Source organism: Staphylococcus condimenti, assembly GCF_001618885.1.
Classification (GTDB): domain Bacteria; phylum Bacillota; class Bacilli; order Staphylococcales; family Staphylococcaceae; genus Staphylococcus; species Staphylococcus condimenti.
In genome coordinates this window covers 2,652,260-2,659,676 of record NZ_CP015114.1, presented here as the reverse complement: position 1 = coordinate 2,659,676, position 7,417 = coordinate 2,652,260, and the positions used below count along the sequence as shown (strand labels likewise).

10 protein-coding genes are annotated in these 7,417 nt (G+C 33.5%); 3 read left to right on the top strand and 7 right to left on the bottom strand.

Going from position 1 to position 7,417, the window contains the following annotated elements; genetic code table 11:
- Window positions 1–40: 40 nt before the first annotated feature.
- Both A4G25_RS13415 and A4G25_RS13410 read left to right on the top strand, forming a co-directional pair.
- On the top strand, window positions 41–193 hold the full coding sequence (locus A4G25_RS13415) for a hypothetical protein (protein ID WP_418080432.1): 153 nt from the start codon (window positions 41–43) through the stop codon (window positions 191–193).
- A gap of 25 nt (window positions 194–218) precedes the next feature.
- On the top strand, window positions 219–341 hold the full coding sequence (locus A4G25_RS13410; RefSeq protein WP_418080431.1) for a hypothetical protein: 123 nt from the start codon (window positions 219–221) through the stop codon (window positions 339–341).
- 48 nt (window positions 342–389) lie between these two features.
- On the opposite strand, the gene vraR is transcribed toward A4G25_RS13410, so the two are convergent.
- From vraR to map, 5 genes are all read right to left on the bottom strand, one after another.
- Complete coding sequence (vraR, locus tag A4G25_RS12765; protein WP_047132848.1) at window positions 390–1,019, bottom strand: response regulator transcription factor VraR; 630 nt, start codon at window positions 1,017–1,019, stop codon at window positions 390–392.
- Window positions 1,009–2,052, bottom strand: coding sequence for a sensor histidine kinase VraS (vraS, locus tag A4G25_RS12760; protein ID WP_047132847.1), 1,044 nt, complete (start codon window positions 2,050–2,052; stop codon window positions 1,009–1,011). Before vraS ends, vraR begins: the two co-directional genes overlap by 11 nt.
- The gene (gene vraT, locus A4G25_RS12755; RefSeq protein WP_047132846.1) at window positions 2,049–2,750 is read right to left on the bottom strand and encodes a cell wall-active antibiotics response protein VraT; all 702 of its coding nucleotides are present in this window, start codon (window positions 2,748–2,750) and stop codon (window positions 2,049–2,051) included. The genes vraS and vraT overlap by 4 nt, the downstream gene beginning before the upstream one ends.
- Before the next feature lie 15 nt (window positions 2,751–2,765).
- Window positions 2,766–3,161 (bottom strand): hypothetical protein, encoded by a 396-nt coding sequence (locus A4G25_RS12750; protein ID WP_047132845.1) that lies wholly within the window; start codon window positions 3,159–3,161, stop codon window positions 2,766–2,768.
- Between the two features lie 133 nt (window positions 3,162–3,294).
- Window positions 3,295–4,062 carry a type I methionyl aminopeptidase gene (gene map, locus A4G25_RS12745; RefSeq protein WP_047132844.1) on the bottom strand — a complete coding sequence of 256 codons (768 nt, stop codon included), beginning with the start codon at window positions 4,060–4,062 and terminating at the stop codon, window positions 3,295–3,297.
- 247 nt (window positions 4,063–4,309) lie between these two features.
- Between map and A4G25_RS12740 the strand changes: the two genes are divergently transcribed.
- Complete coding sequence (locus A4G25_RS12740) at window positions 4,310–5,296, top strand: FUSC family protein (protein ID WP_047132843.1); 987 nt, start codon at window positions 4,310–4,312, stop codon at window positions 5,294–5,296.
- A gap of 49 nt (window positions 5,297–5,345) precedes the next feature.
- Here A4G25_RS12740 and gatD read toward each other — a convergent pair whose 3' ends face one another.
- The gene (gene gatD, locus A4G25_RS12735) at window positions 5,346–6,071 is read right to left on the bottom strand and encodes a lipid II isoglutaminyl synthase subunit GatD (protein ID WP_047132842.1); all 726 of its coding nucleotides are present in this window, start codon (window positions 6,069–6,071) and stop codon (window positions 5,346–5,348) included.
- Window positions 6,068–7,384, bottom strand: coding sequence for a lipid II isoglutaminyl synthase subunit MurT (gene murT, locus A4G25_RS12730; RefSeq protein WP_047132841.1), 1,317 nt, complete (start codon window positions 7,382–7,384; stop codon window positions 6,068–6,070). The genes gatD and murT overlap by 4 nt, the downstream gene beginning before the upstream one ends.
- Window positions 7,385–7,417 lie beyond the last annotated feature (33 nt).

Sequence of the window (7,417 nt, the reverse complement as noted above, 5' to 3'; positions counted from 1 at the left end):
TGTTGGTATTTATGCATTAGGTGCTGAAGAAATTATTATTATGGCACATAAAGATTGCGGAATGGGTTGTCTTGATGTCAGCACTGTTAAAGATGCAATGAAAGAACGCGGTGTAACAGAAGAAACATTTGAAATCATCGAACATTCTGGTGTAGACGTGGACAGCTTTTTTACAAGGGTTCAAAGATGCTGAGGAAAATGTTCGTAGAAATATCGATATGTTATACAATCACCCGTTATTTGATAAATCTGTACCTATTCACGGATTAGTAATTGACCCTCATACAGGGGAATTAGACTTAATTCAAGACGGCTATGAATTAGCTGCTCAAAATAAATAAACTTATAAATAAAAAGCTGAACCCGATTTAGAATGGGTTCAGCTTTTCTTATTGGATTAAATCATGTTGGAAAGCGTAAATAACTGCTTGTGTTCTATCTTGCACTTCTAATTTACTTAAAATATTACTAACATGCGTTTTTACTGTCTTAATTGTAATATGAGAAGCACTTGCAATTTCTTGATTGGAATACCCTTTTGCAATTAATAACAGGATTTCCATCTCTCTTTCAGTGAGCATTTCATATAATTCAGCACGTTGGTTCATGCGATTACGCATTTTAACAAGTACTTCTGCTTCAAATACAGATTCATTATGTTGTGTTTTTCTAATTGCCTCTGCAATGTCACTTGCACTTGTTGTTTTGAGGATATAACTGTCTACCCCTGCATCTAGTGCACGATAAACTTCATTATCTTCAATATAACTTGTTAACATCAACACTTTAATATCTGGCAAATCTTTTTTGATTTGCTGTGTAGCTTCAACACCATCCATATCTTCCATCAATAAATCCATTAATATTAAATCAGGATGCAGTTCATGTGCTTTTTCAATAGCTTCTTTTCCAGACTTTCCTTCCCCTACCACTTCAATATCTGGTTGTGTCGATAAATAACTTGAAATGCCGATACGCACCATTTCATGGTCATCAACAAATAGCACTTTAATCGTCATCGAATTCCTCCTTGTTCAACGGCGCTTTCACTTCAATTCTTGTCCCTGCACCAGGCAATGATACAATATGCAGTGTTGCTCCGATTTCTAATGCGCGTTCTCGCATATTTTTTAATCCATAACTTTTTTCCATTTTTTCATCTACATCAAAACCTTTACCATCATCTTGAATACGTAATAGTAAATAATCGTCTTTATTATATAAATCTATCGTCAATTTAGTACCTTCGGCATGTCGCAAAGTGTTTGATATACCTTCTTGTGTTATTCGGAATAAATGATCTTCTATCCCTTTTGGCACTTCAAAATCTTCGATATCATAAACTACCTTCATCGGAACTTTTTTCTGCAAGTCTACAACCAAGTCTTTAATACCTTCACCTAATGAACGGTCCTTTAAGCCTAATGGACGTAAATGAAGCAATAAAGCACGCATTTCAAGTTGTGAATCTTGTACCATCTTTTCAAGTGTTGGAATTTGTTGATCTAAAGGCGGTTCTAACTTAGTTTCCTTTATAGCAGACAACATCATACTTGCAGCAAATAATTGCTGGCTCACCGAGTCATGCAGTTCTCTTGCTAAACGTTGACGTTCATCTTCTATAATTTTTTTTACTTTTGTATCATTTAAATTATAAGTTTCATTCGTTAAATCTTGTGTTTTAATACGTAAGCGGTGCAATTCTTGATTTAAAGGTACCAACATATGATAGATATCTAACGTCTCTTGATAAAGTTCGATATTTTGATCATTAATACCTACGACTTCACCTTCAATAGAATGTTCAATTTGGTCTTTAATCCAATGATTTTGCTGGTTCACTTTATACGCTAATACAGAACCTACGATAATACACATCAATATTACAATGATATTTAAAAACAAAAAAACTGGAATTCCGAAAATTTGTGTATAGAACATTCCTTGAAAAAAGACAATATTTACAAAGACTTTATCGATGAAAAAGAAAATAGCTAAAATGCTGTAAATCAATATTAACATTGAACCTATCGCTCTTATATAATGGTTCATCGATAAACCACCTCTACATCTCCAATAAATGTAGAAGCATAAATATTAATATTATAATTCTCAGCTTTTGTTTCTTCTTTCATCTGAATATGGTTATTTTCAACTTTGATTGTTTCTTGATTAATAGATGCATTACCGTAAAAAGCAGCGAAATGCAGATTTACATTGTAATTTGTCGGTACAATGATTAAAATCTTACCAATGAAATGACGCACTACAATTGTGTTGTTTTCTTTAATATTAGCTGCTTTCGTCAAATCAATGTGAATGTCACCAATGCCATGCTGAATTTGCATGTCTTCCCATTTATAAACATAGACAGGTGTTTTTTGATTTCCAAACCACTTTTGCTTAATAAACTCAGGAGATGTGACTTCTTTGTCAGACGCTATAATTTTCAAAGGTTTAAATTTAAAGATGATGTAACGAATAATCAATAACAACATGAATAAGAATAAAATAATAATCGTATATTTATTTGAGAATAAGGTAAACGCAACAAGTAATACACCTATCCAAAAGGCTAATAATCCTCTAACTTTATGAAAATAAAGGTAGCCGACATAAATTAAGATAATCCCTAATAATAATACGAGCAAAAAGCCAATTTTTTCAAAAAAGATGTAGTAAAAATTGGCTATGATCATTAATGCAGTGAAAACAATCAACATCTCAGTTGAGATATATTTATTTGTCATTTTTCGCCACCTTTTCTAAGCAACTAAACTCATTTGTGCAATCATATCACATTCTCTTTCCAAAGTAATTCGTATTTTATTTTGATATGTTAAATCTGCTTCAATTCTGGCACAATCAGTTTCTGCGTCGTTTAATTCCTTCATCAACGCATTAAGTTCTGCATTTTCAATATTCTCCATACGCTGAATGTTAGAAATTTGATACTGATCTAATAAATCAATATATTTATTTTCAATTTCAAGCGTAAGCTTTTCTATCAATTCAACAATATATACTCTTTTGCGATTTAAATATTGAATATATTGTTTAGTTGAATGTAGTTTTTTATTTAAATTTTCTTGGCAGTTTACAATACTGCTTTTAATTGTATTTTGATAAATTTTTTCTAGATAAACTGTAAACAAGTTCATGGAACCACCTCATTCATTGTTGATTCCATTATAAAAGAAAGCCGGAGACAACGGGATAGTCTCCGGAACCATCTTTCATTCATACTTTAGTCCTAAACCGCTTCAAGTTTATTACAGCGCGATTTCAACAGTATTATGATTCTTTATCATAGTCAATTTTAGTTGTAAGTAAAGGACCATCTTTCGTAACGATAACAGTATGTTCTATTTGTGCTACATAACTTTTATCGCTTGTTTCAAAAGCCCATTCATTTTTACCTTCAGTCACAAACGTAGCATTTGATGAAATAAATGGTTCTACTGCTAATACAAGTCCTTCTTTTAGTAAAGTTTTCTCTTTAGGGTCATAATAATTCAATACATAACTAGGCGCTTCGTGTAATGAACTGCCGACGCCATGACCTGTTAAATTACGAATCACTTTCAAGTCATTTTTGCGTGCAGTCGCATGAACTGCTTTACCGATTTGGCTTAATTTACTGCCTGGTTTCACTTTTTTCATTGCGTTTTCAAATGCTTCTTCAGCTACTTCACATACTTTTTCTTTCATTGGATCAGAAGGTTCACCTACTACAAATGAAATTCCTGTATCTGCATATAAACCATTTTTCAATGCTGAAACATCAATATTTACTAAATCGCCTTCGCGGATTTTTCGTTTACCTGGGATACCGTGTGCGACTTCTTCATTCACACTGATACATGTTTGGCCAGGGAAATTCTCATCATGAATTGGCGCTGACAACGCTCCATGTTCTTCAAATAATTCTTTTGCGATGTCATCTAACTCTTTAGTCGTTACACCTGGTTTAGTTGCTGCTTGCATTTTATCTCTGACTAACGCACAGATATATCCGATTTCTTTCAATCCTTGTAACTCTTCTTCTGTTTTTACAATCATGTGTGATCCCTTTCCTTTTTTCAAAAATTAATTCAGAAAAGTTGACGCTCATCTGATATGATTCGTCACTACCTTTTCATTGCTGTCATGCAAAAAATTAAACAAACTCATCACAATTCAGCACTCATTCTACCTTATTATACCAAAATTAATCTGATATACTAAACGTAGGAATTTTTAAAACAGAATGAACACATTTTTACGTTAATTTTTTATGCAAGTGCTTCATCCAAGAGAGGTTTTATTTATGACACACGATAAATGGTATAACAAAATCATCGGAGCAAGAACAATTAAAACAGGACTAGCGACTTTTTTAACTGCTTTCTTTTGTATGTCGCTTCATTTAAATCCTATTTACGCAACACTTTCAGCAATTGTAACAATTGAACCTACAGCCAAAGCTTCTTTAAAAAAAGGCTACAAAAGACTGCCAGCAACCGTTATTGGTGCATTGCTTGCAGTACTCTTCACATATATCTTCAGCGACAAATCCGCTTTAGCCTATGCATTCAGTGCAACTTGTACAATTTTTATATGCGCAAAATTAAAATTGCATGATGGAATTACTGTTGCGACTTTAACAGCAATGGCAATGATACCAGGGATTGGTGATGCTTATTTATTTAATTTCTTCTCTCGATTACTCACTGCAGTCATCGGTCTTGTCACTGCAGGATTGGTCAACTTAGTTATTTTACCGCCTAAGTATTATCATCAAGTCGAAACATCTGCCTTACAAACAGAAAAAGATATGTATCAATTATATAGCGAAAGATTACATGAACTTGTAATCGGTAAATTTCATTCTACACAAAGTAATAAAAAGCTCGAAAAATTACTGACTAAAAGTATGCATGTTGAAACTTTAATTCGGTATCAAAAAGATGAGTTGTCTTATCACAAGCATGAAGATGATTGGGTACTGTTAAAAGCATTAACAAATCGCGCTCATATCGATCGTTTATTTATTACGCATTTATCTAATATTATCTATTTGCCTAAAGATACTTTTGTTGTTTTTACTTCAAAAGAACGTGCAGCTATATTGAAAATTGCTAAAAGTATTTCTGAAATTATTGCAACAGGTTATTTTGAACGTGAAGAAGCAGAAGCAAGGCTATTAAAAACATCTGTCACACATTTGGATGAATTTGATAAAGAGCAATTAAAAAGCCATTTAATTTATGAAATTCTATTAACCTATCGTATCTTAGATAACCGTTATGCATAATGAAAGAGCGGATGACCAACTTCAAATCAGGCCATCCGCTATTTTTATGTTATTTATGTTGTTTTTCTAAACGCTCAACAATTGCTTGTTTAGCCGCTTCTTCTTCTGTATTATCTAAAGCTTCTGGTTCAAAAGGAATACCTTTTCTTTCACACGCTTTTTTCAGTAAGTAGTCTGTGATTTCATGGTTTTTCGGCAATACAGGTCCATGAAGATAAGTACCTAATAAATTTTTATAATGAATACCTTCTCTTTGATCTTCTTCATTATTTCCAAAACCATATTTCACTTTGCCGAAAGTGCCGAAATCATGATAAGTTCTGCCACCGTGGTTTTCAAATCCAACAATTGTCCCAAAGGTATCACTTTCAATAACAATGTCACCTGTTAAACGCTCTTTTTTAGACTCCGTATAAAAGTCTAAAATACCTAGCCCTTCAAGTTCAGTTCCATCAGGAGTGATATATTTTGTACCTAAGAATTGATAACCCCCGCAAATTGTAAGGCCGGGCATACCGTCTTCAATCGCAGTTTTCAATTGGCTTTTAATTTTGCTTAGTTCTTCTGTAGCTAATGCTTGTTCACGGTCACTGCCGCCGCCGATGAAGAAGATATCGCAATTCTCTAACGTTACACCTTCTGTTTCATTCACTTCGACAACATTCAGTTTGATATTGCGCCATTTTGCACGTTGTTTTAAAGCAATAATATTACCAATATCACTATATAGATTCAATTTATCTGGCATAAAATGATAGACTGTTAATTCATTCATTGATTTTCCCTCATTTCAAATGAACGGTTCAATTGTTCAAGCATCGGCTCAAGTGATGTATAGTTTGGAATTGCGACTGTTTTGCCTGAATAATCCATTGTGCGTGCTGTTGCTTTATAAATATCTTTTTCAACAACAACCGCTACATTAACTTCAGCTAATTTTAATCGCAACTGCAATTCTTCTGCACGAGAACCTGTCACAATAATTGTTTCAATATCTTGATTGCTTAATTTTTCAAAGTCGGCATCGTAAATCCAAGAAATATCACGACCATCTGCAGGATTATCATTTAAGCTGATGACATAAACTTTCTTACCTTCTAATTGTTCACCCATTGATAAACTGGCATTCATCCCAGCAGGATTTTTTGCTAAATTAATCATCGCTTCTTTGTTGCCGGATTTAAAGTACTGCATACGTCCATTGTCTGAAGTATACGTTTCAAAACCATTTTTAATCGATGCATCATTTAAGCCAAGTTCTCTTAATACACTGTAAGCCGCAATTGCATTATATGCATTGAAATCACCAGCTATTTTCATATCAAATGTTGTATCTCCGATTGTTAAATGAATAAATGGTGAAATTGTAAATTTCGAAACTTCGTATTTTGGTTTTTCACGTTTGAAGCCGCACACACAGTGATAATGACCGATTTGATTATAATGTATGTAATCATAAGCAAGCAGTCGTCCGCAATTTGGACAGTATTTACTTTCGTTCATTGTACTTTGTTCGAATTCGTGAGCATGAGCTTTCATACCGTAGTATACGTTTGATTCACTCGCAATTTTCAATCTGCTTACGAAAGGATCATCAGCATTTAATATCAACTTGATACCTTTATGACTAATAGCTTCAGCAATATTGTTCACCATAATATCAATTTCACCGAATCGATCCATTTGATCACGGAAAAAGTTTGTGAACACCATCATTGTAGGTGTCATTTCTTTTAATACACGTGGGATTGATCCTTCATCAATTTCAATAACCGCTATTTTAGTATTTGGATTGGATTGCACAATAAATGCAGATGTGATACCTGCAGCCATATTTGCGCCTTCGTTATTATGAATAATATCTATGTTATTAGCTTTTAAAGTGTGGCCAATTAAATTCGATGTAGTTGTTTTACCATTTGTACCACTGATAAATACAACATCATCTACTTTTTCAGCTAAGTTTCTTAAAATATCTTTATCAATTCTTCTTGCAACTTGACCTGGCAAATCCGTACCACGTTTGCCGACAGCTCGGCTTGCTTTGCGTGCAAGTTTCGCCAAGTTAATCGCCGTCCATTGTCTCATGCACTTCACTCCTCTAAATTTCCTAGATAATTA

What these genes read in the sequence shown, in the direction of transcription:
- A4G25_RS13415 (WP_418080432.1), top strand. Translation starts at nt 41, where the DNA reads ATGGCACATAAAGATTGCGGAATGGGTTGTCTTGATGTCAGCACTGTT.
- A4G25_RS13410 (WP_418080431.1), top strand. Translation starts at nt 219, where the DNA reads ATGTTATACAATCACCCGTTATTTGATAAATCTGTACCTATTCACGGA.
- vraR (WP_047132848.1), bottom strand. Translation starts at nt 1,019, where the DNA reads ATGACGATTAAAGTGCTATTTGTTGATGACCATGAAATGGTGCGTATC.
- vraS (WP_047132847.1), bottom strand. Translation starts at nt 2,052, where the DNA reads ATGAACCATTATATAAGAGCGATAGGTTCAATGTTAATATTGATTTAC.
- vraT (WP_047132846.1), bottom strand. Translation starts at nt 2,750, where the DNA reads ATGACAAATAAATATATCTCAACTGAGATGTTGATTGTTTTCACTGCA.
- A4G25_RS12750 (WP_047132845.1), bottom strand. Translation starts at nt 3,161, where the DNA reads ATGAACTTGTTTACAGTTTATCTAGAAAAAATTTATCAAAATACAATT.
- map (WP_047132844.1), bottom strand. Translation starts at nt 4,062, where the DNA reads ATGATTGTAAAAACAGAAGAAGAGTTACAAGGATTGAAAGAAATCGGA.
- A4G25_RS12740 (WP_047132843.1), top strand. Translation starts at nt 4,310, where the DNA reads ATGACACACGATAAATGGTATAACAAAATCATCGGAGCAAGAACAATT.
- gatD (WP_047132842.1), bottom strand. Translation starts at nt 6,071, where the DNA reads ATGAATGAATTAACAGTCTATCATTTTATGCCAGATAAATTGAATCTA.
- murT (WP_047132841.1), bottom strand. Translation starts at nt 7,384, where the DNA reads ATGAGACAATGGACGGCGATTAACTTGGCGAAACTTGCACGCAAAGCA.